The organism is Lentzea atacamensis, from assembly GCF_003269295.1.
Classification (GTDB): domain Bacteria; phylum Actinomycetota; class Actinomycetes; order Mycobacteriales; family Pseudonocardiaceae; genus Lentzea; species Lentzea atacamensis.
In genome coordinates this window covers 886,738-907,460 of sequence record NZ_QLTT01000003.1, presented here as the reverse complement: position 1 = coordinate 907,460, position 20,723 = coordinate 886,738, and the positions used below count along the sequence as shown (strand labels likewise).

The following is a 20,723-nucleotide window of genomic DNA, read 5'->3' as shown; positions in this document are numbered from 1 at the left end:
GCGGACTAAGTTATGGCTACTTTCTGCCAAAGTAGCTCAGGCCTCCCCGGCGGAGATCGCGGAGACGACCGCGCCGAGCCGCGCGTCCAGCACCTCCGGCGACAGCACGTGCTGCACGACCATCGCCGCGGCGCCCAGCACACCGGCGGTCGCACCCGCCGTCGACGCGACGATCCTCAGGTCCTCCGTGGCCAGAGGCAGCGAACGCCGGTAGATCGACTCACGCACGCCCGCCAGCAGCATCTCCCCCGCGTCCGCCAGCAGACCGCCGATGACCACGAGCGACGGGTTGAACATGCTCACGCCGCCCGCGAGCACCTCGCCGATGTCCCTGCCCGCCTGCCGCACGACCCGGCCGGCCTCGAGGTTGCCGGACCGGACCATGTGCACCACGTCGGCCGTCGAGTGCGCGGGGAGCCCCAGCTCTCTCAGCTTCGCCGCCAGCGCCGGACCACCGGCGACCGCCTCAAGGCACCCGGTGTTGCCGCAGCGGCACAGCGCCTCCTCACCGGCGGGCACCCTGATGTGCCCCAGGTCCCCCGCCGCGCCCGCCGCGCCGCGGTGCAGCACACCGTTGCTGATCAGCCCGGCGCCGATGCCGGTCGCCGCCTTCACCACGATCATGTGCCGCACGTCCGGGTGCGAGGCCGTGTGCTCGCCCAGCGCCATCAGGTTGACCTCGTTGTCGACCAGCACCGGTGCGCCGAACTCCGCCGCGATCGCCGCCGGCACGTCGAACCCGTCCCAGCCCGGCATGATCGGCGGGTTGTTCGGCCGGCCGGTGGAGTGCTCGACCGGCCCCGGCAGCCCGATGCCCACTCCAGCGATCTCCGACCCGGTCTCCGGGTGGTCCACGTCGCGCAGCAGCTCGCGCCAGGTCGTGACCAGGAGCTGGAGGATCACCTCCGGTCCGTCCGCGACATCGAGGCCGACCTGTTCGACCGCGATCAACCGGCACCCGAGGTCGGTCACGGCGACCGTCGCATGGGTGGCGCCCACTTCGGCCACCAGCACGAGGCGCGCGCCGGGGTTGAACACGAACCGGCTCGCCGGCCGTCCGCCTGTGGACTCCCCGGTACCGCCGCCGGTCACCAGACCGGCGGCCAGGAGCAGGTCGAGCCTCGCCCGCACGGTGGAGCGGGAGAGGCCGGTCGCGGCCACGATCTCCGCTCGGGTGCGCGGCCTGCCGTCCATCAGCATGCGCAGCACTGCGGCTGGCGAACCGGACTCAATGCCCTGGGTGCTCTCCATCGGGTAATTGTCACACCGGCAACGAAAGGACCCGGCGCAACGTCACGCTTGCGTGTGATCGTCGCCCGAACTCTCGATGCCGGTGGCCGGGTCAAGCGGGTGTGGCGGCCGCGTGCCGCGCGAACAGGGTGGCATAGTCGTTGTCGAGCCCGGCGAGTGCCGTGCGCAGCGCGGGGAAGAACCAGCCGGTCGAGGACGGCTCGTACCGGTCGAGTTTGGTGAGCAGGAGCAGCCTGGCCGCCCCGATGACGACGAGGGTGGTCCCGCTGGCGAGGATGCTGCCGCCGAAGGCCACCACCCTGGTGATGCCCTCGTAGCCGAAGGCACCGCAACCCGACAGGCCGACGCGTCGCAAGGTGAGGTAGCCCGAGCCGTTGCTGACAGTGGCTCTCGTCGTGAAACGCGTGCTGCCGAGCAGCCCGTCGAGCGCGGTGTCGACGCTCAGCGTGGTGTCGACCGTCCGGCCAGGTGCCGGCAGCAGCTCGTGTGCGATCACCTGGTCGGCTCTGGACGCGAAGGCCCGGCGGGCCCAGGTGCCGTGCCCGTCGGTCCAGGTCGAGATGACCTCGCCGGTGCGGGAGTCGGTGATCCGGCCGTAGCCGCCGACGGCGGCCATGCCGGGACTGGAGATCCGGAACTCGTACGCCGGGTGGCAGGACCGGCCGGCCTCGAAGACCACTTTCTCCATCGCGGGCTCGCCGTACAGCACCGCACCGCATTCGCCGTTGGCGGTGCGGAAGCCGTCCGTCCAGCACGCGGCCGGGCTGGTGTCGTACATCGTCGGCTCTGACATGCGCATCACTCGACTCCTTTGTCAGTGATGGGAATGGCCGTGCGTGCTGTTCGCCGCCGGAGCGGAGGACAGCACGCACGACCGCTGATCAGGTCAAGCTCCACTGCTGGTTGGACTGGCCGTGGCACGTCCACAGCTGGACGAGCGCGCCGTTGGCCGTGGATGCGCCGGACACGTCCAGACACAGACCGGACTGCACGCCGGTGATCGTGCCGTTGGCGTTGACGTTCCACCGCTGGTTGGTCTGACCGTTGCACGTCCAGATCGCCACCCTGGTGCCCGCGGTGGTCCCTTGGCCGTACGCGTCGAGACACCGCTGGGTCGTGCCGTCGAACACGGTGAGCTGACCCGACGCCGACCGGGCCCACTTCTGGCCCGCGCTGCCCGAGCAGTCCCAGATCCGGGTCTGCGTGCCCGCGGTGCCGTTCGGTGTCTCCAGGCACTTGCCCGCGCCCACCGCACGCACAGCGCCGCCGGGCACGGGCGGATTGCCGCCGCCACCGCCGTACCCGGCAGCGATGATGTTGGCCTGCACGGCGTTCTCGGTCGCGTCGGACGGGTAGCCCGCGACCATCGCTCCCTCGTAGAAGGTGCCCGCGCTGAGGTTCGCACCACCGTCGGGCTTGCAGCAGTCACCACCACTGCCCAGGACGATGGCGCCCTGTTTCTTCATCGGGCTGTAGCCGGGCGGGAGCGAACCGTCGTACAACGTGGTCAGATCACCCGCCTGGGCGTTGCCGCCCTTGAGCGCGAACCGCGTGGTCCCGTTGTTCTTCAGGATCGCCGTGACGAACTTGTCCGTGAAAGCCCGCTGGTTCGGGTTCCACTGCTGGCTTCCGCCCGGGAACAGGCCCCATTCGAGATCCGCCTGGACCCACGGACCGCGGCCGACGCACCCGCCGAACCAGCACTGCGTGCTGAAGTTGATCGCGTCCATCGCTCCGGCCGCGTCGGCTTTGCGGGTCGTCTCGCTGTTGCCGTAGTCGAAGCAGCAGCCGCCGTTGACGTGCGTACCGCTGGTCACCATGTACATGCCCTCCGGCGCGGCGCCCGTCGGGACGCCGGTCCGGCTGCCGTCACGCCAGTAGCTGTTGCCGGGGTTGATGTAGAGCGAGTACGCCTTGCTCTTGTCAGCACCCATCACCAGCGACTCGGAGGTCGCGTTCGCGGGCCGGCTCTGCGGCGAGCCGGGGACCACGCTCGATCCCTGGTACCACAGGTCGTTCCCGCGACCGGACTGGTCGTAGACCACCGTGATGACGCACGAGGTGCCGGCGCAGAACGTGTCCTGCGTCGCCGCGTTGGCGTTGCCGCCCGCGGCGAGCAGGCCGATGTCCTTGCTGGTGTTGTCCGACGCCCTCCTGACTTGGTAGAGATTTCCGTTGTACGAACCGTAAAGCGCCCGCGTCGTGCTGTGCGCCGCGATGCAGGGCGTGCCGCCGCTGGCGTAGATGTCACACGGTCCGGTGGTCGCCGCCGCCGCAGGTGCCGGTGTGGACCACGTCAACGTGGCCGCGGCCAACACGGTCACCGCCAAGGCGATCCGGGTCCGCGCCGCCGGAGAGACTGCTGAGAGTCTCATTCCGCACCTCCTGGGAAGGTCTGTCCGCTCATGGCAGGGTCCAGCGCTGGTTCGTGCCGCCGTGGCAGGTCCAGAGGATGAGCTGGGTGCCGTCCGCCGAACTGGCGCCGTTGGCGTCCAGGCACCTGTTCGCCTGCTGGTTGACCAGTGAGCCGTTCGCCCCGGCCGTCCAGTTCTGCGAGCCGCTGCCGTTGCACGTCATCAGCTGCACCAGCGCGCCGTTGGCGGTGCTGCCACCGGCGACGCCCATGCACTTGTTGAGGGCGCGCAACGTGTTCCCGCTGACCGTCCACTGTTGACTCGCGTTGGTGTTGCAGGTCCACAGCTGGATCTTCGTGCCGTCCGCGCTGCTGCCGCCGGCGACGTCGACGCACTTGCCGGAGCCGCCGGTGATCCGCCCGGTGCGCGGCACGGTCCCGCCGAGCTCCTTAATCCGGACGTTGCGGAACGACACGTCGTCACCGGACCCGTGGTTCTGCAGGGCGATGTGGCCAGAGGTGAGCGACCTCGCCGGGTCGGTGTTGGTGAAGTCGTTGATCTTCACGCCGTTCAGGAACACCTGGAGGCGTTCGCCCTCGACGAGCAGTTCGTAGGTGTTCCACTCGCCGGGCGGGTTCAGCGCGGCGTCCCTGGCGGCGGTGTCGGGGGCCTTGACCCCGTAGATCGCCCCCGTGGTCTTGTCCGCGGTGTCGGTCGCGTCGATCTGGACCTCGTACCCGTTGGCGAGAGCCGAGTCCGGGCTGCTGCCCGCCGGGAACCCGAGCACCACACCGGAGTTGTCGTCCCCCGGCATCCGCCAGTCGAGCTTGAGCGAGTAGGACCGGAACTCCTTGGCGCTGTACCACAGCATGCCCATACCGCCGGACGAGGTGAGCGTGGCGTCGCTGTTGGTGAAACCGCCGGGGCCCGCCTGCGTCCACCCGGTCGTCGACCCGTTGTAGAGGGTGGTGTAGCCGGTCTCGGGACGGCAGTCCGCCTTCGTCCTGTTCGCCGCGTACCGGATGCCGCCGAGGATCATCGTGCGGAAAGCCGGATCGGCATAGCTCTCCCTCGTGTGGCCGGTGCCGGTGTAGAAGGAGCGTCCACTCGCCATGGGCTTGCACCACGTGATCGGGTGGTCGGCACCCATCGACCCGCCGGAGTAGGTCGACTCGTCCAAAGTAGACAGAACACGGGCGCCGCTGCGCGGGTTGGTGCGGTAGTTGTACCACTCGTCGGTGCGCACCCAGGCCGGGGAGAGGTGCGCGGTGGCGGCGTGCGCACGGTTCTCCGTCCGGATCGTCGCCTGCTGGATGGCCGGGTGCGACGCGAAGTACGCACCCACCAGCTCGCCGTAGAACGGCCAGTCGTACTCGGTGTCGGCCGCCGAGTGGATACCCACGTAACCGCCGCCGCCGCGGACGTAGGACTCGAAGGCGCTCTGCTGGGTGGCGTTCAGCACGTCCCCCGTGGTGTTGAGGAACACCACGGCCTCGTACTTCGCGAGGTTGGCGCTCGTGAACTGCGCCGCGTCCTCGGTGGCGGTCACCGTGAAGCTGTTGGCACCGCCCAGGTCGCGGATCAGCTGGATGCCGGTGGGTATCGAGTCGTGCCGGAAGCCCGCGGTCTTGGAGAACACCAGCACGTCGTAAGGTGTGTCAGCGGCCGCCGCCGGTGGTGCGGAAGCGACCCCGCCCACGACGAGTGCCGCGGTGGCAACACCGAGCACCCGTCGCCAAGCCTGGTAGGTCATCTCATCCTCCTTGGTGTCGAAGCACGCGGCGGAGTCGTCATGGCAGCGTCCAGCGCTGGTTGGTGCCGCCGTGGCAGGTCCAGATGATCAGCAGCGTGCCGTTGGCGGTGCCGGCGCCGTTGGCGTCGAGGCACTTGCCGGACTTCGTGTTGACCACGGAACCGTTGGCTCCGGCGGACCAGTTCTGGCTCGTGGCGCCGTTGCAGGTCCCCAGCTGCACGGCGCCGCCGTTGGCGGTGCCACCGTTCGCGACGTCCATGCACTTGCCCAATGCCCGCAACGTGGTCCCGTCGACCGTCCACTGCTGGTTCGCGGCGCCGTTGCAGGTGTACAGCTGAATCCGCGTGCCGTCCGCGCTGTTGCCACCGGTGACGTCGGCGCACTTGCCGGACGCCGCCCCGGTGATCGGCCCGGTGCGGCCGCCGCCGGTGGACGTGTCGAACGTGAAGGCGTCCACGTCGAACAGGTAACCGGTGCCGCTGCCCGCGAACGTCAGGTACAGCCTGCCGGTGGTCGTGGGCACGTTCGTCAGCGCGGTGGAGACCTCCCGGAACGTGTCCCACCCGCCGGTCACCGGCACGGTCAGCGTGGCCAGTGCGGGACCGGTCTGGGAACCGCTGCGCACCGTGATCGTGCCGCCCGCTCCCGCGGAGGACACGCGCGCGGTGAACCGGTTCGCGCCGGTGAGGTTGTAGTTGTCGAACGCGATCCAGTCGCCGTTGTGGATGTCGCCGACGGTGCGGCCGCCCTCGGCCGGCGTCTTGTCGAACAGGCCGGTGCCCGACTGCGTCGTGTAGTGCTCGGCCTGCCGGTGCCGGGGCTGGAGCACGTGCTGGGTGTGCGTGGTCGCGGGCGGCACGCCGTTCGCGCCCTTGTCGGTGTACTCGGCGTCGAAGACCGCGTAGATGTTCGCCGCCGTGTCGTGCTCACCGTCCACCGGGATGTCGATGGTGCCCGAACAACCGGTGCGCGAGGTGATCTTGTGGGAGTGGCTGTCGTGGCCGAGGAGGTAGGACAACGTCACCTTCGTGCAGTCGATCGTCCCGTCCTCCGCGTCGGAAACCGTTATCGTGTACGGGATGCTGTCACCGAAGCTGAACAGGCTTCCGTTGACCGGGGTGTTCAACGTGACCACGGGTGCGGTGTTGCCGACGGTGATGATCACGTTGGTGCTGCCGGTGAGCCCGGCCGGGTCCTTCACCGTGAGCGTGACGGTGTACTGGCCGTTGGCGGTGAAGGTGTGGCTCGGGTTGGCCGCCGTGGACGTGCTGCCGTCGCCGAAGTTCCACGCGTAGGTCAGCGCGCCGTTCTCCGGGTCGGAGGATCCGGCCGACGAGAAGTCCACGGTCAGCGGCGCGGTGCCGGACAGGCGGTTGGCGGACGCGCGTGCCACCGGCGCGCGGTTGCCCGCCGGACCGATGTACTCGATGCGGTAGAGCGCGGAGCTCGCGTCACCGCTGCCCCAGCCGGTGCCGTAGTCCAGCACGTAGAGAGCGCCGTCCGGACCGAAGCTCGCGTCCATGACCTGGGTGCCGCGCCAGGGGAAGTCACCGACCTGCCCGGCGGAACCGTCGGGGTTGACGTCGATGGTCTTGATCCAGCGCCGCCCGAACTCGGTGGCGAACACGTGCCCGTCCAGCGAGGCGGGGAACTTGACCGTCGACGGGTTGGCGGCGTCGTAGCGGTAGATGGGCGCGCTCATCGGGGACTCCGACCCGCAGCCGAACGCGGCGAAGGAGCAGTTGTCGTACTTGATCCACGCCGGGCGCGCGGCCGGCAGGTTCGTCAGGCCGGTGTTGTTCGGCGAGTTGTTGACCGGGGCGGCGCAGTTGAACCGGCTGCCGGACGGCCCGGACGGGAACGTGTAGTCCACGTAGTTCTCGTCGGTGGTGTTCGTGCCCGTGCAGTACGGCCAGCCGTAGTTGCCCGCCGAGGTGATCCGGTTGAACTCCACCTGCCCGGCCGGTCCGCGGCTGGAGGTGGTGGAGCCGGCGTCCGGTCCGTAGTCACCGAGGTAGATCGTGCCGGTGGCCGGGTCCACGTTGAACCGGAACGGGTTGCGCAGGCCCATCGCGTAGATCTCCGGGCGCGTCCTGGCCGTACCGGGCGGGAACAGGTTGCCGGCGGGGATCGAGTAGGTGCCGTTGGGGTTCACCTTGATCCGCAGCACCTTGCCGCGAAGGTCGTTGGTGTTGCCCGCGCTGCGTTGCGCGTCATACGCGGGGTTGCGTCCCGAGCGCTCGTCGATCGGCGTGTAACCGCTGGAGTCGAACGGGTTGGTGTCGTCGCCGGTGGACAGGTAGAGGTTGCCCGCCGCGTCGAAGTCGATGTCACCGCCGACGTGGCAGCACATCCCGCGGCTGGTCTCCACGTCGAGCACGGTCACCTGGCTCGCCATGTTGACCGTGAAGTCCGCGTTGAGGGTGAACCGGGACAGCCGGTTGACCCCCTTCCACGCGGAGAAGTCGCTGCCGTTGGCCGGTGCGTCACCGCCCGGTGTCGACAGCGGCGGCGCGTAGTAGAGGTAGATGTGGCGGTTGGTGGCGAAGCCGGGGTCGGCCGCGACCCCCTGCAGCCCTTCCTCGTCGTGGGTGTAGACGGGGATGTTGGCGATCACGCTGGTGGCACCGGCCGCCGTGGTGCGGCGCAGGGTGCCGTTGCGGGAGGTGTGCAGCACCGAGCGGTCCGGCAGCACGGTCATCGACATCGGCTCGCCCATCTCGGCGACGCCCTTGGCCAGTTCGACCTGCTGGAAGTCGGCGGGGTTGACCACGTGCGCGGCGGCGGGCGGTGCGGTGACGGCGGAGACGGCCACGGCGGTGGCCACGGTCAGGAGCGCGGCGGAGAGCACCGCGGTGAGTCGTTTTCTCATGGCAGGTCATACCTTCGGTCTCGTTGGCGTGCTGATGCGGGTTCGCTGTGGACGGCCTGGGCGTCGAGCCGGTCCTGGTGAGCGGACCCGTCAGCGGCAGCCTCGGTGCGAGCGTCACGGCGTCGGCCGAGACGAGCCAGAAGACCGCGGAACGCGCGAAAACCCGGCGGTGGCGCCGGGGGATGCAGGTACGAGGCCATGATCGTCCTTCTTCGTTGAAGGTCTCTGCCGATCGAGACCCTTTCCGGGAGCGCTCCCAGAAGGGGTCGGAATTCGGTCCGCCTCCCGTTGCCGGGAGCGCGGGCCGAGTTGTGCTAGGTGGTTTGGCGGCCGGGCAGGCGCCAGGTCTGGTTGAGCGGGCTGCCCTGGTTCACGGGGTTGCAAATCCGCTGGTCGAGCAGGGCACCCGACGCGGTGGAGGCGCCCACGACCGCGACGCACTTGCCGCTGTGCCGGGCGACGAGCTGGAAATCGGTGGGAGCGCTGCCCGCGTAGCTGACCTTGCGCAGGGTGAACTGCTGGTTGGCTCCGCCGTTGCGGCCGCGCCGTTTCCTCGTGGTGGTGTTCACGCCTGCTCCTTTGCAGGGAAAGGGTTGCGCAGCGGAGTCCAACCGGGTCGAAAAGATCGGTCAGCGGGCGTCGAGGCTCCGGGCCCAGGCGTGGAGTTCGCGGGCCTGTTCCGCGAGCCGGTGCTCGTCGCTGCCCAACGGGTCCTTGAAGAAGAACGCGAGCGCACCCTGGGCACCGGTCCTGCCGGCCGCGTGGGCGGCGGCCATCAGGCGGGCGAGGTCGAGCACCAGAGGGGCGGCCAGGGACGAGTCCAGGCCGCTCCAGGTCAGTTGCAGTGACATCCGCGCGCCGAGAAACCCTTCGAACGACACGTGATCCCACGCGGTCTTGCGTTCGCCGAGATCGGGTACGTGGTCGATGTGCAGGGGCGCGGTCACGTCCTCGCCGAGCAACGCCGCCAGCCCCCTGGCCTTGGACGCCAGCTTGCTGTCCGCGTGCGCCGGGTCCTCCAGCGTGGCCCCGTCACCACCGCCGAGCAGGTTCGTGCCCGTCCAGGACAGCACGCGCAGCGCCCGCGAGGTGAACATCGGTGCGAGCGCCGCCCGCACCAGCGTCTCCCCCGTCTTGCCGTCCCTTCCCGCGTAGGGCAGTCCCTTCCACACCGCCAGCTCGTCCAGTGCGGGCACCGCGACCCCGGTGGACGGCGTGAAGTCCACGAAGGCGCACCCCGCCTGGAAAGCGGCGTAAGCGACGAGAGAGCTCGGCGGCAGCACGGCGTTTCCCGGCACGGCGAGCGCCTCCTCCAGCGCGGCGAGCGAGTCGTGCTCGACCCGCACTGGTGGCTCGGTCGACGCCACGTTCACCACCACGACGCGCGCCAGGTCGTGCCGGGCGCGGAAGTCGGCGATGTCCTCGGCCAGCCGCCGGGCGGCGTCGGCCTGACTTCCGGACGACGCCGCGGGGTCGTAACCGGGCCGGATCTCCGCGTCCGCGGCGTCCAGGCCGCTCGCGATGCACCCCGTCACGTCGTACGGCAGCACGCCGTCGCGCAGCAGCGACTCGACCCGCTTCGCCAGCGGAGTGGTCGTGATGTCGTGCCCGCCGACCACGAACGCGTCCCATGGCGCCAGACGCGCGTCCAGCAGCTCGGTGACGCAGCCGACAGGCGGCACGAGACCCGCGCGCAACGCGAGCAGCCCGCTCACGGCGGTGGTCCCCACCGATCCCCTGGCCCCGTTCAACCACAAGCCGACTCGTTCGGTCACGACCATCTCCTCTCGTCAGCCGACCCTGGCCGGCGCGTCAAAAGCGTCCCGACACTCCTCTGTCGCAGCTGCTCGCTGTCGACCTCGACGGTGCCGTCCGTCGGTTTGCGCGCGCCGTGCACGGTCTCGAGGATCTCCGAGCGGTCCGCCCCGACGAGCCCTGCGAGCCCGACCACCTCACCCCGGCGGACGGTGAGGTTCACGCCGCTGAAGCGGTCGCCTTCGGCCAGTCCGCGCACCACCAGCACCTCCGGCGTCTCCGGTACCCGCGGGGGGAACACGTTCTCCAGCGCACGCCCGGTCACCCGGTCACCGATCTCGCGGATCTCCGCCATCCGGAGCGAGATGTAGACCACGGCCACGCCCTGGGCGGGCAGCTCCCGGATGACACCGAACAGGACTCGCACCTCGTCCGCGTCCAGCACGGCCGACGGCTCGTCCATGATCAGCAGCTGCCCGACCAGCGACAGCGCCCGCGCCATGCTGACCACCTGCTGGTGAGCCACGGAAAACGGGCCCACGTCGCGATCCGGCGGAGTGTCCGGGTGCCCCAGCCGGTCGAGCAGCGCACGGATCCTGCGCCGCGCCTCTGCCCGCCGGGCGAAGCCCATTGTGGACAGTTCGTGACCGAGGAACACGTTGTCGGCCACCGACAGGCCCGCCACGAGATCCAGTTCCTGGTACAAGACGGCCACACCGCTGCGCATCGCGGCGGTCGGATTGCCGAACTCCGCGATCTCACCCTGCCAGCGGATCTCACCTTCGTCAGGCCGATGTGCCCCGGACAGCACCTTGATCAGCGTCGACTTGCCCGCCCCGTTCTGCCCGAGCGGACAGCGCACCTCACCCGCGCGAACCTCGAAGTCCAGGCCCTGCGACGCCATCACGCCGGGGAAGCGTTTCACCAACCCTCTGACTGCCAGCAGTGGAGTCGACGCGACCGTCATCCGATCACTCCCGTCCACGGGCGAACCAGGGCGCGGTCACGCCTGGGCGAGCTCACCATTGAGTCCTCCGAGCCCCGAGAATTGCTGCGAGAGCAGAGAATTCGGCTGTCCGAACGGTCGGACCAATGAGCCGCTTTCGCACGGTCAAGGTCGCGGCGGTGTCACATATCGGCCAATGTTTTCCTTGACCAGTGGTCGACGCAGCATCTCGCGACGGGTGTCGGCGACCATCCATTGTGGATGATCAGCCGGTCGGGACACCCGACTTCGCCAGCACTCGGAGGAACGCACGCGACCACTGGGGCAGGTCGGGCCAGCCGCGGCAGGACACCATCGCGCCGTCCACGACGTCCGGCCCGTCGGCGAAGGTGGCGCCGGCCTGCTCCACGTCGACCTTCAGCGGCGGGTACGCGGCCGTTGTACGACCGCGCAGGAGCCCCAGTGCGGCCGGGACCTGCGGGCCGTGGCAGATCGTGCCGACCGGAAGTTCGTTCGCGAAGAAGTGCGCGACGATGCGGGCAACGTCCGGGTCCGTGCGGATGTACTCCGGTGCCCGGCCACCCGGAATCACCAGCGCGTCGTACTCCTCCGGACGCACGTCCGCGAACGCCAGGTCCACGGGCAACCGACGACCTGGCTTCTCCGTGTAGGCGTCACACCCCGGTTCGAAGTCGTGCACCACCAGCTGCACCGGACGTGTCGTGGGCGCGGCCACGACCACCTCGTGGTCGTCCTCCCTCAGCCGGAACAACGGGTACATCGAGTCGAGCTCCTCCGCGGCGTCCCCCGCCAGCATCAGCACTCGCGCCATACCCGATCCTCAATCCCATTGGTTCTCGGACCCGGCGTGCCTGGAGGACGCGAGCGCCACCGCGTCGAACACGATGGTCTGAAGAGAGTATGAGACAGCGTTGTCACAGGTACTCCTTTGAATCGAACGCGGGAAGCGCGCCGACACGCACGACCGACCTGATTGCTGGCTGACCGGCCAGAACCCGATTAGTACGACACTCCTACGGTAGGACCAGCCGCAAACACGGTCAATAGGTAGTACATGAAGCTTGGATGAGTTGGACTAGTCCACCAGCAACAAGGACAAGCTCCAAACAGCCGAACATCGGACGCTTTACCGCGGCGGTTTGCCTTCGAACGTCTTGCCGAGGTTGCGACGAGCTTCTCGACCGCTTCCACGACGTGCCGCCGACCCGCCGTAGCGGCCACCCGATGACCCACTGTTGCACGACTTGGCCGTATTAGTATGACTCATTTGCCCTCGCCCTGACAGGCCGACGATAGATTGATCAGTTATGCCTTCCCCGTCCGGGGCGTCACGGCACGGATCTCACGGAGCGACGCCGTGCGCGACACCGCTGTGGACAGTCCGAAAGGGATGGTTGCCCGGCCGAGTTCGCAGGACGAAGTGTCGCGTGCCCAGGCAGAGGGCTGAGCAGTGATGTCCCAGCCCTCAGCCGCTTCAGGTGCGCAGGCTCCACTGCTGGTTGCCGCCACCGCTACAGGTCCAGAGGATGATCCTGGTTCCGTTCGCGGTGCCGGCGCCGTTGGCGTCCAGGCACAACCCCGACTGCACAGCCGTGATGGTGCCGTTGGCGTTGACGGTCCACTGCTGGCCGGCCTGGCTGTTGCAGTCCCAGATCACCACCGCGGTGCCGTTGCCAGTACCCCCGTTGCCGGCGGCCAGGCACTTGTTGCCGTACACCTGCAACTGCTTGCCCGAGGTGTACGTGAAGCGCTGGTTGGTGCCGCCGTGGCAGTCCCACAACTGCGCTTGTGCGCCGTTGGCCGTACTCGCACCGCTGATGTCGAGGCACCGGCCGGACTGGCCGCCCACGATCGTGCCGCCCTGCTGACCACCGCCGCCCTACCGCCGAACGAGCGATTTCGACTCAGCCGACCGATTTCCTTGCGCGTCGACGATGTAGAGCCGGTAGTCACCGGCGGTGGCCGGGACGTCGATCGTCGTCGCCGTCCGCTCGCCTTGGTCATCGTCGGGCCGACGGCGAAGGTCGTCGTACCCAGCGGAGCCAGCCAGACGGTCCTGGTCCCGTCGCCGATGCTCCGGATCGGAATCGACGACACCAGCACTGCAAGGGCCACCAACGACCTTCTGACGATGACGACTGCTTTCACCTTGCTCTCCCCTTCGCTTGTTCGCGAACAGACAGGCCGTGGTGGAGCACCGGTCCGCAGCAGTGACGAGCGCCCAACGGCCAGCCTCGGACCACGCCACCCGCGAACCAACGTCACCTTCCAGCAAGCTGGGCGGCGCTGGGGAGCAGTGGCAGATATCTGCCACAGTTGCCAGCCCTGACACCGAAGCGGAGACCCGCACTTCACGCGCGACTAGCTGGAACAGCTGGAGCCACCTGCCCCGGTGCCACGCGGGGCGCTCTCGATTCGGACGTCGTGGCCGCCTCGGCCTGGATCGCCACGCCGACCGCGACACCCCGCCAACCGACGCCCGCGGCCAGCGGCCACCACACGGACTCGGTGACCGCGAGCAGCACGTTGCCCAGCGCGCAGGACAGCAGCCGATCACCGCCAAGCCGAGCACCGCCCGTGCTCCGCTGCTCGTCAGGCCCCCGCTCAGCCATGACGACTCCTCGCATTTGGACAAAGACGAGATAGAGCAATCGCAGCGCCACGCCCACAGAAGAACAACGATGCACATCCCGCTTCTGACGCGCACGCAGCCCGGTCTGAGCACAGTCGCCACCTGCGCCGCGATCCGCAGAGGGTTGCGCCCTGCCCCGGCGATCAGCCGTTCGCCGTCCACCCCATCGGCGTGGATGCCCTGTTCGGCAAGCGATCCGAGCGCCGGCGACGACGAGTCCTCGCTGATCGCGACCTTGATCTGCGAGCCGGACCAGCCGGTGCTCACCCTGGTCCCGGACCAGGAGCTGGAGGCACGCAAGCACCTGCGTGTCACAAATCAGCCGGGTGTCCGGTCTAGCTGACATGAGCCACGAACACACTCATCAGCTGGAGAACCCCGACAAGAGCGGCCCGCCACCGAAGATCGAGGTCATCGGCACCGTGCCGGGAGCACCGCAGATCCCGGACGGCGCCGAGGCCATGACGATCCTCGTGACACTGCCGCCGAGCAGCCCCGGTGCACCGCCACACCGGCATTCCGGTCCCGCGTACGGCTACGTCCTCAAGGGCGCCATCGTCTTCGAGCTCGAAGGCGAGCCGGAGCGGGTCGTCCGCGCGGGCGAGACGTTCTGGGAGCCGGGTGGCGACGTCATCCACTACCAGGACGGCAACCACCTCAGCGAGGAGGAATCCGCTTTCGTGGTCACGATGTTCTGCGCACCCGGCCAGCCGATGCTGACGGTCGTGGAACCGGACGAGCTGGAGGCGCGCAAGCACCTCCGGGCGCCGCGTCCGTGAAAACGTCGTTGACCGCGTTGGCGCACAACCACCTCACGTTGGCGCGAGACGCTTCGAGCGGCCGCAGTGCCGCGACTGTCCACGGTGGACGCGAGCGGGCGCTGCGGCAGACGGTGATGGCGCTGCGGGCCGGCGAGCACATGCACGAGCACGAACACCCCGGTGAGGTGACCGTGCAGGTGCTGCTCGGTCACGTGCGCCTGGTGGCCGGGGGAAACTCGTGGGAGGCCCTGCCCGGTGATCTGCTGACGTTGCCCGAGCGCAGGCATCGGGTGGAGGCGCTGGAGGACAGCGTCTTCCTCTTCACCACGGCACTGAGGCTGCCGTGACGGGAGAGGGGCGAGAGCCACCCGGCGCTCCCGCCCCTCTCTCATGTCACTCGACCAGCTTGCCGGCCATGTCGACATCCCTCATCAGGGACGCGATCTCGTCCGGCACGGGAGGGATCTCCTCCCGTCGGCCCAGCCGGGGCCTGACCAGACGATGTTCGGCTGCTGTGCGGGATGCAGGTCCGGGCCGTCCGACCGGTTGTGACAGCCGCGGGTCCCGCGACGTTCGAGGGCGCACTCCAGGGTCGCGCGGGCCGAGATCGCGGACAGTTCCCTGCGCTGCAGGACATGAACCGGTCCCCCAACGCGTTCGTGAGAGTGCCGCCCTCACCATGTGCGCCTCGGACATCAGGGTTCCAGCCGCGTTCTCCGGTTCGAGCAGACCGGACGAGGGTGACGCGCAGCGGCTGGCCAGCTCACCGAGGCCGCCGATCGTCATCCGGCCACCCGGTCCTCGGTGTGCGCGGGCCAGCCGCTGATCACGATGTTCGGCCGGAACCGGTTCATCGGAACGGGATCTGCCCCGCTCCACGATCCGCGCGTCCGGATCATCCAGTGAGGACAGTGAGAGGACCAGCAGCGCGGTCAGGTCGGCCCCACTCCGGCCCCGAACCCTGGCCAGCCGCGGCGCCTCGCCCTGCCAGACCGTCATCCTGTCCGGCCCGACGATCGCGAACAGCCGATCGTGGGCCAACGCGGCCAGGGTGACCTCTGCCCGCTCCACGACGACCCCGGCACACCCTTTGATCGGGTACGACGTCAGCGCGTGGACGGTTGCCACGCCGCCAAGGTACCCGGCGCCACCGGCCCGGCACCGTGATTCAGCCCGGTAGCCGAACGGCTCGGCCTGCTCTCCAGGTCGACGCAATCAGTCCAATGTGGACGAACTGTCCGTGACCGCCTCCCCCGTTTCGCGGAAGCCGATCTTCCGGTGCGTCCCGTCGCACAACGGCTTGTTGGCCGAGTGACCGCACCGGCACAGCGTCACCCGGTTGCGGGTCTCCTGTGGCCGGCTGTCCGACCGGTGGACCGGTACTCGTCCGCTGACCCACAACGCGCTCGCCTGTCCGTTCTCCTCTTCGAGAACGGAGATCGCCTGTGGCAGGTCGACCTCGACGGTGTCGCCGCCGCGGTGGAGTGCGTAGCTGTAGGACCCGGACGGGCAGTGGTCGATCCGGCTCATGACGTCCGAGCGGATGTCGCTGTCGTCGGTGTCGGCGAGCATCTTCGCGATCGGCCGGGTGCGGCCGACGCAGAACGCGGCGTGGACGCACAGTTCGCCGACCCGTTGCGCGGAGACGTCCACCCCGTCGTGGACGTGCTGCAGCTCCGCGTACGGCCGCATCGGGGCGGCCTCGGTGCCGTCGAACCCGATCTCGGCGTGGGTCCCGTCGCAGAACGGTTTCGCGCTCGACCGGCCGCAGCGGCACAGGGCATAGATCTCCTCGGTCGGGATGGGCTCACTGGTCTGCCAGGTCACCGAGTCGCCGTCCGCGGAGATGATCTTGCGCTTGCGTCGTAGCGGTACGCCGCCGTACACGACGTACGGGCCGTTGCGGAGCACGACGATCCGCCGCTCGTGCCGGCCCGTCATCGGCGTTGCTCCACTGGCACGTACTCGAACGTGGGGCCTGCCGTCCCGCCGCTGTCGTCCGGCATCCGCAGCAGGGCCTCGGCCTGTGCTTTCAGCGCGAACATCTCGCCGACGGCGACCGCCAGCATGCGCGGACTGCCGTCGAACGCCTGCTCCAGCAGGTGCAGGAGACCGCAGTAGGTGAGGTTGAACTCCTCCTGTGCGGCGCGAATCGGGCTGCCCGGCGCGTGGTCGGCCAGCCGCGGGTTCGGGCGCATCGGGTGGATCCCCGTCGGGTCCACGGAGATCGTCTCGCCGGTCGGCCCGGTGGCGGGTGTGTCACCGCGCTGGTACCGGCGGCCCAGCTTGAGCTCCTCGAACCGGTAGAAGTGCGCGACTTCCTCTCGGCCGGGGTGGAAGACGTCCTCGTCACCGTCCCAGACCTCGTCCCGGGACATGCCCTCGCCCTGTTCGACGATCTCCGCGAGCGCCTCGAGCGCCGAGGCCAGTTCGGTGACGGCGACCAGTTTCCCCGCGCTGTGCCGGAAGTGCGTCGAGGTCACCTGACGGGCGGAGTCGCCGGTGAACACCTCCTGTTCGCCGAGCTGCTCGCACAGGTGGCGCAGCCCGTCCTCGATCGCCGCGTAGAACTGCCCGATCGTCTCGTAGTCGTCGCTCTCCGCAGGGGCGCCCGCGGGCGCGGGCCGTTCGATCCGGAGGAACAGGTCGAGGGAGTCGGGCCCGAACGGCACGAGCGACAGCTCCAGTGAACGGTCGCCGTGGGGCATCGGCCGGGGATGCGGCGGCAGCATCTCCGGGATGTCCAGCCGCGGCCGGCCGCCGACCGCGTTGAGCAGGTTCGCGGCCAGGGCGAGGTGGAGCATCTCCTCGGCGAACACGCTGCCCACGAGCTCGACCGCGTCCTGGTTGCGGTCCGGATCGAGGGAGTAGAGCGCGCAGAGGTAGGGCGGCAGGGTCGAGTGCTCCAGCTCGATCGCCCACTGGAGGTGCTCGCGCAGGCTGTCGAGTGTCGCGATGCGTGCTCCTCGGCTCACCGGTGTCCCCTTTCCGCATCCTCGACTGCTTCGACCGCGCCGAGAAGACCGCGGAGGCCGACCTCGTAGCGCTCGGCGTCCGCCGGATCGAACTGCCATTCGGTGACCGGTGTGCCGGCGACCTCCTCGAAGTGGCTCGACACGGCGATGTCGATCTCCGCTTCCACCTCGACCTCGAGCCCGTGCAGGAACTCGTTCTCTTCCGGGTTGCTCATGTGTCCTCTTTGCGTGCGTGGACCAGCCAGGTGGCGATCCGTCCGGTGGCGAACAGGTGGGTGAAGCGCTCGCCCTGCCGCGCGGCCAGCGCGTGGGCGGGTTCGGTCCGGTGCTGGGCGGTGACGAGCGCGGTGACCCGAGCGGCGCGCCGGGACCAGGACCGCGGCGTGCGGCCGGCCGGCCGGACCTGTTCGACGAGGCGGAACCCGGTGCCGGCGAGCAGGTCGGCCAGCTGCGGCCGGGTGGGGAAGTGGTTGCCCTCCGGGACGGGCAGCGCGGTGAGGGGACCTTCGGCGACGACCGCCAGGAGGCCCAGCGGGGCACCGGGCCGCAGCACCCGGTGGATCTCGCGGAGCACAGCCGCCTTGTCCTCGACCGTGCACAGCACTCCGAGACACCAGGCGGCGTCGACCGAACCTGTCCGAAGTGGAATCCGCCTGCCGTCCGCCGTGATGACCGGCAGCCCGAAGAGCCGAGCCGCGGCCCGGCCCGCGGTCGGCATCGGTTCCAGCAGGATCGGCTGAACCCCGAACCGTTGCGCGGCCCATGCCGCCGGTCCGCCGACACCCGCGCCCACGTCCAGCAGCGTGGCGCCGGGGCCCAGCTCACAGGCTTCGGCCAGCCAGGCCAGGGCGGCCGGGTCGGCACTGCCGCGGCAGGCGGCGGGGATCGCGTGCCGATGGCCGAGTTGCTCGACGGCGTCGGCGGTCCAGCCCGCGACGTCGTCGAACTCGGCGACCATGGCCGGCGCGGTCACCGGACCGTGCCGTCGCCGGTGGCCTCGCCGACGAGCTCCGGGACGAGTTTCGAGCCGATCAGCCCGGTTCCCCCGATCACCACGATCTTCATGACGAACCCTTCCCGTTCGCCGGCGCGCGGTTCGCCGCCCGGTCACCAAGGGAGACCAGGCAGCCCGCCGCGTTGTGACAGCCGCGGCGCAATCTCCGTGCCCGTCACGAATGCCGGCGCTGCGCGGTCCTTGTTCGCGACCGACCGAGTGGTGAACGGAGCGAACCCGTGCTGCCGATGAGCACCAGGATCAGGATCCGCGTCCGGATGAGCGCGCGCCCGATCGACGAACCGCACCGCGCGGCGAGCCAGCTCGAGCTGCTGTTCGACCTCGTCTTCGTGGTCGCCGTCGCGGCCGCCACCGCGCAGTTCGCGCACCGCATCGGCGAAGGCCACGCCCTCACCGGCCTCGCCGGGTTCCTCCAGGTGTTCTTCGCGATCTGGTGGGCGTGGATGAACTTCACGTGGTTCGCGTCGTCCTACGACACCGACGACGTGGCGTACCGGCTGCTGACCATGGTGCAGATGGCCGGCGTGCTCGTCCTCGCCGCCGGCGTACCCGCCACGGCCGTCGCCGACTACCGCGCCGTCACGGTCGGCTACCTCATCATGCGGATCGGGCTTGTCGCGCAGTGGGTGCGGGCCGGCGTCGAGGACCCGGCGCGCAGGCGGACCGCGTTCCGTTACGCCACGGGCATCTCGGTCCTGCAGGCCGGTTGGGTGGGGTGGCTCGTCCTCTCCGAGACGGGTGTCCTGTCACCGGTCACCCAACCGGCGCTCTTCGTCGCGCTGGTCGCCGTGGAGCTCGCGGTGCCGCGCTGGGCGGAGCGGATGACGGCCACCACCTGGCATCCGCACCACATCGCCGAGCGCTACGGCCTGTTCACGATCATTCTGCTCGGCGAGAGCCTCCTGGCCGCGACCACAGGTGTTCGCGGGGCACTGGAGGCGGCCGAGATCAGCGGTTCGTTCATCACGATCGCGGTCTCCGGCCTCGTGCTGCTCTTCGCCGCCTGGTGGCTGTACTTCCTGGAACCGGCAGGGCACGGGCTGAGTGATCGCCGCGACGGGTCCTACCTGTGGGGCTACGGCCACTTCGGCATCTTCGCCGCGCTCGCGGCACTCGGTGCGAGCCTGGAGGTCGCGGTCGAGTACACCGGGCACCACCTGCACGTCTCACCACTCGTGATCAGTTACGCGGTCGCGGTCTCCGTGGGCGTGTTCCTCGTGCTGCTGTGGCTGGTCCAGGTGCCCATCGTGGCGAGGCCCGTCCTGCGTCCCGGCGCGGTCCTGGGCTGCGCCACCTTCGTGTTCCTGCTCCCGCTCGCCACGCCGTCGACCGGCGTGGCCGTCGTGATCGCAGGAATCGCGGCGGCCTGCGCACTGCTGGTCGCTTTCACCGTCACCGCCGAAAGAAGAAGAGGAAATCTGTCATGAGTGAGCACATCCTCGAACCGGCCGCGCAGGACTTCGCGGACGCGACGGCGAAGCCGCCGTTCCTGTACGAGCTCGGCCCCGAACGCGCGCGGAAGGTTCTCGACGACGTACAGTCCGGCCCGATCGACCTGCTGCCGGTCGACGAGAAGTGGATCACGGTGCCGGCCGAGGTCGGCGACGTGCGCGTGCGCATCGTCAAGCCGGCCGGTGCGGACGGCCCCCTCCCCGTGGTCCTCTACGTCCACGGCGGTGGCTGGGTCCTCGGCAACGCGGGCACGCACGACCGGCTGGTGCGGGAACTGGCCGTCGGCGCCGATGCCGCGGTGGTGTTCGTCGAGTACTCACGGTCGCCCGAGGCGCGGTACCCCGTCGCGGTCGAACAGGCCTACGCGACCGCGAGGTGGATCACGGCCGACGGCGCCGCCGAGGGCCTGGACGCCTCTCGTCTCGCGATCGCCGGTGACTCGGTCGGCGGCAACATGTCCGCCGTCGTCGCGATCCTCGCCAAGCGGCGCGGGGACGTGACGTTCCGGCACCAGTCGCTGTACTACCCGGTCACCGACGCCGGCCAGGACACCGACAGCTACCGCGAGTTCGCCGACGGACCACATCTCACCGCCAAGGCCATGGCCTACTACTGGGACTCCTACCTGCCCGACGTGTCCCAGCGCGCCGACGTCACCGCGTCCCCGCTGCGCGCACGGCCGGAGGACCTCTCCGGACTCCCGGAGACCTTCGTCGTCGTCGACGAGAGCGACGTGCTGCGCGACGAGGGCGAGGCCTACGCGCGCAAGCTCGTCGCGGCCGGGGTGCGCACGACCTGCGCCCGCTACAACGGCACCCTCCACGACTTCATGATGCTCAACCCGCTCCGCGGGTCCGCGGCCGCGACCGCCGCGGTGGAGCAGGCGTGCCACGTGCTGCGGAGGGCGCTCCACGGTTAGACCACCGACGCAGAAGG

General features: G+C 69.6%; 22 protein-coding genes. 5 read left to right on the top strand and 17 right to left on the bottom strand.

Going from position 1 to position 20,723, the window contains the following annotated elements; all coding sequences use genetic code 11:
• Positions 1-36 precede the first annotated feature (36 nt).
• From C8D87_RS18580 to C8D87_RS18525, 11 genes are all read right to left on the bottom strand, one after another.
• The gene (locus C8D87_RS18580; protein WP_112227622.1) at positions 37-1,251 is read right to left on the bottom strand and encodes an ROK family protein; all 1,215 of its coding nucleotides are present in this window, start codon (positions 1,249-1,251) and stop codon (positions 37-39) included.
• Between the two features lie 91 nt (positions 1,252-1,342).
• Positions 1,343-2,050 carry a glycoside hydrolase N-terminal domain-containing protein gene (locus C8D87_RS18575; protein WP_112227621.1) on the bottom strand — a complete coding sequence of 236 codons (708 nt, stop codon included), beginning with the start codon at positions 2,048-2,050 and terminating at the stop codon, positions 1,343-1,345.
• 82 nt (positions 2,051-2,132) lie between these two features.
• A complete protein-coding gene (locus tag C8D87_RS18570; RefSeq protein ID WP_112227620.1) occupies positions 2,133-3,626 on the bottom strand; it encodes an arabinofuranosidase catalytic domain-containing protein in 1,494 nt (497 codons plus the stop codon).
• A gap of 28 nt (positions 3,627-3,654) precedes the next feature.
• The gene (locus C8D87_RS18565; protein WP_112227619.1) at positions 3,655-5,358 is read right to left on the bottom strand and encodes a ThuA domain-containing protein; all 1,704 of its coding nucleotides are present in this window, start codon (positions 5,356-5,358) and stop codon (positions 3,655-3,657) included.
• A gap of 37 nt (positions 5,359-5,395) precedes the next feature.
• Positions 5,396-8,230, bottom strand: a complete 2,835-nt coding sequence (locus C8D87_RS18560) for a PQQ-dependent sugar dehydrogenase (protein ID WP_112227618.1) — start codon at positions 8,228-8,230, stop codon at positions 5,396-5,398.
• Between the two features lie 314 nt (positions 8,231-8,544).
• Positions 8,545-8,799 carry an RICIN domain-containing protein gene (locus C8D87_RS18555; RefSeq protein WP_233442174.1) on the bottom strand — a complete coding sequence of 85 codons (255 nt, stop codon included), beginning with the start codon at positions 8,797-8,799 and terminating at the stop codon, positions 8,545-8,547.
• A 60-nt stretch (positions 8,800-8,859) separates the two neighbouring features.
• A complete protein-coding gene (locus C8D87_RS18550; protein ID WP_112227616.1) occupies positions 8,860-10,011 on the bottom strand; it encodes an inositol-3-phosphate synthase in 1,152 nt (383 codons plus the stop codon).
• Positions 10,002-10,952 (bottom strand): ATP-binding cassette domain-containing protein, encoded by a 951-nt coding sequence (locus C8D87_RS18545; protein WP_112227615.1) that lies wholly within the window; start codon positions 10,950-10,952, stop codon positions 10,002-10,004. The genes C8D87_RS18550 and C8D87_RS18545 overlap by 10 nt, the downstream gene beginning before the upstream one ends.
• A 244-nt stretch (positions 10,953-11,196) precedes the next feature.
• Positions 11,197-11,763 carry a DJ-1/PfpI family protein gene (locus tag C8D87_RS18540; protein WP_109642739.1) on the bottom strand — a complete coding sequence of 189 codons (567 nt, stop codon included), beginning with the start codon at positions 11,761-11,763 and terminating at the stop codon, positions 11,197-11,199.
• Between the two features lie 663 nt (positions 11,764-12,426).
• Positions 12,427-12,801 carry an RICIN domain-containing protein gene (locus C8D87_RS18535; protein WP_233442173.1) on the bottom strand — a complete coding sequence of 125 codons (375 nt, stop codon included), beginning with the start codon at positions 12,799-12,801 and terminating at the stop codon, positions 12,427-12,429.
• Between the two features lie 502 nt (positions 12,802-13,303).
• The gene (locus C8D87_RS18525; protein ID WP_112227613.1) at positions 13,304-13,564 is read right to left on the bottom strand and encodes a hypothetical protein; all 261 of its coding nucleotides are present in this window, start codon (positions 13,562-13,564) and stop codon (positions 13,304-13,306) included.
• A 69-nt stretch (positions 13,565-13,633) separates the two neighbouring features.
• Here C8D87_RS18525 and C8D87_RS45165 point away from each other — a divergent pair, with 69 nt between their 5' ends.
• The 3 genes from C8D87_RS45165 to C8D87_RS18515 are packed head-to-tail and all read left to right on the top strand — an operon-like array spanning position 13,634 to position 14,692.
• Positions 13,634-13,927: a hypothetical protein gene (locus C8D87_RS45165; protein ID WP_146771763.1), complete on the top strand. Its 294-nt coding sequence runs from the start codon at positions 13,634-13,636 to the stop codon at positions 13,925-13,927.
• A gap of 1 nt (position 13,928) precedes the next feature.
• On the top strand, positions 13,929-14,363 hold the full coding sequence (locus C8D87_RS18520; protein WP_112227612.1) for a cupin domain-containing protein: 435 nt from the start codon (positions 13,929-13,931) through the stop codon (positions 14,361-14,363).
• Entirely contained in the window at positions 14,360-14,692 is a 333-nt protein-coding gene (locus tag C8D87_RS18515; RefSeq protein WP_112227611.1) for a cupin domain-containing protein, read from the top strand. The genes C8D87_RS18520 and C8D87_RS18515 overlap by 4 nt, the downstream gene beginning before the upstream one ends.
• 46 nt (positions 14,693-14,738) lie before the next feature.
• On the opposite strand, the gene C8D87_RS48910 is transcribed toward C8D87_RS18515, so the two are convergent.
• The 6 genes from C8D87_RS48910 to C8D87_RS47775 form a co-directional block, all read right to left on the bottom strand.
• On the bottom strand, positions 14,739-15,473 hold the full coding sequence (locus C8D87_RS48910) for an MOSC N-terminal beta barrel domain-containing protein (RefSeq protein ID WP_325049685.1): 735 nt from the start codon (positions 15,471-15,473) through the stop codon (positions 14,739-14,741).
• Positions 15,474-15,560: 87 nt separating this feature from the next.
• Positions 15,561-16,286 carry a CDGSH iron-sulfur domain-containing protein gene (locus C8D87_RS18505; RefSeq protein ID WP_112227610.1) on the bottom strand — a complete coding sequence of 242 codons (726 nt, stop codon included), beginning with the start codon at positions 16,284-16,286 and terminating at the stop codon, positions 15,561-15,563.
• Positions 16,283-17,320 carry a ferritin-like domain-containing protein gene (locus tag C8D87_RS18500; RefSeq protein ID WP_233442172.1) on the bottom strand — a complete coding sequence of 346 codons (1,038 nt, stop codon included), beginning with the start codon at positions 17,318-17,320 and terminating at the stop codon, positions 16,283-16,285. Before C8D87_RS18500 ends, C8D87_RS18505 begins: the two co-directional genes overlap by 4 nt.
• Complete coding sequence (locus tag C8D87_RS18495) at positions 17,317-17,535, bottom strand: hypothetical protein (protein WP_112227608.1); 219 nt, start codon at positions 17,533-17,535, stop codon at positions 17,317-17,319. The genes C8D87_RS18500 and C8D87_RS18495 overlap by 4 nt, the downstream gene beginning before the upstream one ends.
• Positions 17,532-18,293 carry a class I SAM-dependent methyltransferase gene (locus C8D87_RS18490; protein ID WP_112227607.1) on the bottom strand — a complete coding sequence of 254 codons (762 nt, stop codon included), beginning with the start codon at positions 18,291-18,293 and terminating at the stop codon, positions 17,532-17,534. The genes C8D87_RS18495 and C8D87_RS18490 overlap by 4 nt, the downstream gene beginning before the upstream one ends.
• Positions 18,290-18,385 carry an NAD(P)-dependent oxidoreductase gene (locus C8D87_RS47775; RefSeq protein ID WP_146771762.1) on the bottom strand — a complete coding sequence of 32 codons (96 nt, stop codon included), beginning with the start codon at positions 18,383-18,385 and terminating at the stop codon, positions 18,290-18,292. The genes C8D87_RS18490 and C8D87_RS47775 overlap by 4 nt, the downstream gene beginning before the upstream one ends.
• Before the next feature lie 177 nt (positions 18,386-18,562).
• Here C8D87_RS47775 and C8D87_RS18485 point away from each other — a divergent pair, with 177 nt between their 5' ends.
• Both C8D87_RS18485 and C8D87_RS18480 read left to right on the top strand, forming a co-directional pair.
• On the top strand, positions 18,563-19,762 hold the full coding sequence (locus C8D87_RS18485) for a low temperature requirement protein A (protein ID WP_233442171.1): 1,200 nt from the start codon (positions 18,563-18,565) through the stop codon (positions 19,760-19,762).
• A complete protein-coding gene (locus C8D87_RS18480; RefSeq protein WP_112227606.1) occupies positions 19,759-20,706 on the top strand; it encodes an alpha/beta hydrolase in 948 nt (315 codons plus the stop codon). The genes C8D87_RS18485 and C8D87_RS18480 overlap by 4 nt, the downstream gene beginning before the upstream one ends.
• Positions 20,707-20,723: the final 17 nt, after the last annotated feature.

Bases quoted from the DNA above. Each gene is read 5' to 3' on its own strand.
- C8D87_RS18505 (WP_112227610.1), bottom strand. From the start codon at position 16,286: ATGACGGGCCGGCACGAGCGGCGGATCGTCGTGCTCCGCAACGGCCCG.
- C8D87_RS18495 (WP_112227608.1), bottom strand. From the start codon at position 17,535: ATGAGCAACCCGGAAGAGAACGAGTTCCTGCACGGGCTCGAGGTCGAG.
- C8D87_RS18580 (WP_112227622.1), bottom strand. From the start codon at position 1,251: ATGGAGAGCACCCAGGGCATTGAGTCCGGTTCGCCAGCCGCAGTGCTG.
- C8D87_RS18520 (WP_112227612.1), top strand. From the start codon at position 13,929: ATGAGCCACGAACACACTCATCAGCTGGAGAACCCCGACAAGAGCGGC.
- C8D87_RS18525 (WP_112227613.1), bottom strand. From the start codon at position 13,564: ATGGCTGAGCGGGGGCCTGACGAGCAGCGGAGCACGGGCGGTGCTCGG.
- C8D87_RS18480 (WP_112227606.1), top strand. From the start codon at position 19,759: ATGAGTGAGCACATCCTCGAACCGGCCGCGCAGGACTTCGCGGACGCG.
- C8D87_RS47775 (WP_146771762.1), bottom strand. From the start codon at position 18,385: ATGAAGATCGTGGTGATCGGGGGAACCGGGCTGATCGGCTCGAAACTC.
- C8D87_RS18565 (WP_112227619.1), bottom strand. From the start codon at position 5,358: ATGACCTACCAGGCTTGGCGACGGGTGCTCGGTGTTGCCACCGCGGCA.
- C8D87_RS18550 (WP_112227616.1), bottom strand. From the start codon at position 10,011: ATGGTCGTGACCGAACGAGTCGGCTTGTGGTTGAACGGGGCCAGGGGA.
- C8D87_RS18560 (WP_112227618.1), bottom strand. From the start codon at position 8,230: ATGAGAAAACGACTCACCGCGGTGCTCTCCGCCGCGCTCCTGACCGTG.
- C8D87_RS18570 (WP_112227620.1), bottom strand. From the start codon at position 3,626: ATGAGACTCTCAGCAGTCTCTCCGGCGGCGCGGACCCGGATCGCCTTG.
- C8D87_RS18485 (WP_233442171.1), top strand. From the start codon at position 18,563: ATGAGCACCAGGATCAGGATCCGCGTCCGGATGAGCGCGCGCCCGATC.
- C8D87_RS18575 (WP_112227621.1), bottom strand. From the start codon at position 2,050: ATGCGCATGTCAGAGCCGACGATGTACGACACCAGCCCGGCCGCGTGC.
- C8D87_RS18545 (WP_112227615.1), bottom strand. From the start codon at position 10,952: ATGACGGTCGCGTCGACTCCACTGCTGGCAGTCAGAGGGTTGGTGAAA.
- C8D87_RS45165 (WP_146771763.1), top strand. From the start codon at position 13,634: ATGCACATCCCGCTTCTGACGCGCACGCAGCCCGGTCTGAGCACAGTC.
- C8D87_RS18540 (WP_109642739.1), bottom strand. From the start codon at position 11,763: ATGGCGCGAGTGCTGATGCTGGCGGGGGACGCCGCGGAGGAGCTCGAC.